Annotated in this window: 2 protein-coding genes and 1 pseudogene; all 3 read right to left on the bottom strand. The window is 71.6% G+C overall.

What is annotated here, in order from left to right; all coding sequences use genetic code 11:
• Positions 1-223: pseudogene (locus DBR36_RS02475) on the bottom strand (hypothetical protein); the annotation flags it as partial.
• Complete coding sequence (gene miaA / locus DBR36_RS02470) at positions 220-1,152, bottom strand: tRNA (adenosine(37)-N6)-dimethylallyltransferase MiaA (protein WP_108317414.1); 933 nt, start codon at positions 1,150-1,152, stop codon at positions 220-222. The pseudogene DBR36_RS02475 and the gene miaA, both read right to left, overlap by 4 nt.
• On the bottom strand, positions 1,149-2,696 hold the full coding sequence (miaB, locus tag DBR36_RS02465) for a tRNA (N6-isopentenyl adenosine(37)-C2)-methylthiotransferase MiaB (RefSeq protein ID WP_108317413.1): 1,548 nt from the start codon (positions 2,694-2,696) through the stop codon (positions 1,149-1,151). Before miaB ends, miaA begins: the two co-directional genes overlap by 4 nt.
• Between the last annotated feature and the right edge of the window lie 107 nt (positions 2,697-2,803).

Raw genomic sequence — 2,803 nt, 5'->3', positions numbered from 1 at the left:
CGGTTGCTGCGCGGTCGGGCGCTGTGTGGTCGGCGTCGGCGGGAGCGGCCTCGTCGCCGCCCGAGGAATCGACCGCCACCAGGAACAGCTCGGGCTGCACCGTGAGCTTGCGTCGGATGTCGGCGTGGGGATCGTTCCACGGGCGGGTCAGTCCCGCCTCGTGCCACAGCGCCACGACGGCATCCTCGTCGGAGAGGGCGAACGGCCGGATGCCGATGCTCATGAGGCGCCCGCCCCGTCCGTCGACAGGAGGGTCGCGGTATCCGTCGACCGCGCGTCCACCCACCGGGCCTGGGCGTAGCGCCGGAACCACGACACCTGACGCCGGGCGTACCGCCGCGTGAGCGCCTGCGTCTCGGCCACGGCGTCGTCGCGGCTGAGGTCCCCGCGCAGCTGCGCGAGAGCCTGTGCGTACCCGATCGCCCGTCCCGCCGTCGTCGAGCGTTCGAGTCCCTCGGCGCGCAACGCCTCGACCTCGTCGATCAAGCCCGCCGCCCACATCGCCTCGACACGCGCGTCCAGCAGCGGGACGAGCTGCTCGCGCTCGACCCGCGTCGCCACGATCCGGGTGAGCGGATGCCACAGCTCCGGCGCCGCGGGAAGGGCACCCCCGTGCGTCTCGCCGCCCTGCTCGAGCACCTCGAGCGCGCGGACGACGCGCCGGCCGTTGCGCGGGTCGATCCGCGCGGCCGCGTCGGGGTCGGCCTGGCGCAGCCGCGCGAAGAGCACGCCCGCGCCGCTGTGCGCCAGCTCCGCCTCGAGTCGCTCGCGCACCGCCTCGTCGCGCGGCGGGAACCGGAAGTCCCACAGCACGCTCGAGACGTAGAGACCGGAACCTCCGACGAGGATCGCATCGGCACCGCGGCCGTGGATAGCCCGGATGACCTCGCGGGCGGCATCCTGGAACCACGCCACTGCGGCATCGTCGGTCACCGCGAGCGCGTCGAACAGATGATGAGGGATGCCGCGTCTCTCCGCGAGCGGGATCTTCGCGGTGCCGATGTCCATCCCGCGATACAGCTGCATCGCATCGGCGTTGACGATCTCGGCGGGACGACCGCTCGCGGCCAGCGACTCGGCGAGGTCGAGCGACAGACCCGTCTTGCCGGTTCCCGTCGCCCCCACGACGGCCCACAGGGCCGGCGCGGTCACACGCCGACGCGGAGCGTGGGGAGCCCCAGGGATACCGCGCGCGGCGCCCCCGCATCGCCCGCGGGAGCGGGGATGCCGCACGACTCCGCTTGCGAGCGGTCCCACGCGTCGCCGGCCCGCGTGCGGCGGATGCGCAGCGGCGCCCCGTCGGGGGCATCGGCCAGCAGGTGGAAGGGGGCGGCGTGCGTCACCGTCACCGAGACCACGTCTCCGGGGCGCGGAACGGGCGACCCGGCGGGCAACTCGAAGTGCACGAGCCGGTTGTCTTCGGCGCGGCCCGTGAGGCGGTGGGTCTCGGAATCCTTCTTGCCCTCGCCCGCGGACACGAGCACCTCGAGCGTGCGCCCCTGCTGCTTGTGGTTCTCTTCGATCGAGATGCGCTCCTGCAGGGCGATGAGCCGCTCGTAACGCTCTTGGACGACCGCCTTGGGCACCTGGTCGGCCATGGTCGCCGCCGGCGTGCCCTCGCGGATCGAGTACTGGAACGTGAACGCGCTCGAGAACCGCGCCGCCTCGACGACGCGCAGAGTGTCTTGGAAGTCCTCTTCGGTCTCGCCGGGGAAGCCCACGATGATGTCGGTCGTGATGGCGGCGTGCGGGATGCGCTCGCGGACCCGGTCGAGGATGCCGAGGAACTTCTCGCTGCGGTACGACCGGCGCATCGCCTTGAGGATGCGGTCCGATCCCGACTGCAGCGGCATGTGCAGCTGCGGCATGACCGCCGGGGTCTCTGCCATGGCCGCGATGACGTCGTCGGTGAAGGCGGCCGGGTGCGGGCTGGTGAAGCGGATGCGCTCGAGACCGTCGATCTCTCCGGCCGCGCGCAGCAGCTTGCCGAAGGCGAGGCGGTCCCCGAACTCGACCCCGTACGAGTTGACGTTCTGGCCGAGCAGCGTGACCTCGATCGCGCCGTCGTCGACCAGCAGACGGATCTCGTTGAGGATGTCGCCGGGGCGACGATCCTTCTCTTTGCCGCGCAGGCTCGGGACGATGCAGAACGTGCAGGTGTTGTTGCAGCCGACCGAGATCGACACCCAGCCGCTGTGGACCGAGTCGCGCTTGGTGGGCAGCGTCGAGGGGAAGATCTCGAGCGACTCGAGGATCTCGAGCTCGGCCTCGCCGTTGTGGCGGGCGCGCTCGAGCATGCCCGGGAGCGAGCCCATGTTGTGCGTGCCGAACACGACGTCGACCCACGGGGCTTTCTGCTGGACCGCGTCCTTGTCCATCTGGGCGAGGCAGCCACCGACCGCGATCTGCATGCCGTCGTGCGCGTCCTTGCGCGACTTGAGGTGGCCGAGCGTGCCGTAGAGCTTTCCGGCCGCGTTGTCGCGCACGGCGCAGGTGTTGATCACCACGACGTCGGCCTCGGTCCCCGCCTCGGCGCGGACGTACCCCGCGCTCTCGAGCGACCCGGACAGGCGCTCGGAGTCGTGCACGTTCATCTGGCACCCGAAGGTGCGGACTTCGTACGTGCGGGGTCCCGCATCGCCCTGCGCGGCGGCGGACGGCGCGATCAGCGTCGGAGTGGAAACGGGGGTCGTCATGATGGATGCCAGTCTAAACGGCGCCTTCGACACCCGCCCCCGGCGCCCCGGGATGCGGGATACGTGCCCTCCGCCCCCGATCCGGCCCGTTCTCGCTATGTTGGAGC

Origin of the sequence: Microbacterium sp. HMWF026, assembly GCF_003061325.1 — a bacterium.
GTDB lineage: Bacteria > Actinomycetota > Actinomycetes > Actinomycetales > Microbacteriaceae > Microbacterium > Microbacterium testaceum_E.
Note: the sequence above shows the minus strand (reverse complement) of the source record. Positions and strands in the feature narration are given on the sequence as shown.

Bases quoted from the DNA above. Each gene is read 5' to 3' on its own strand.
- miaB (WP_108317413.1), bottom strand. From the start codon at position 2,696: ATGACGACCCCCGTTTCCACTCCGACGCTGATCGCGCCGTCCGCCGCC.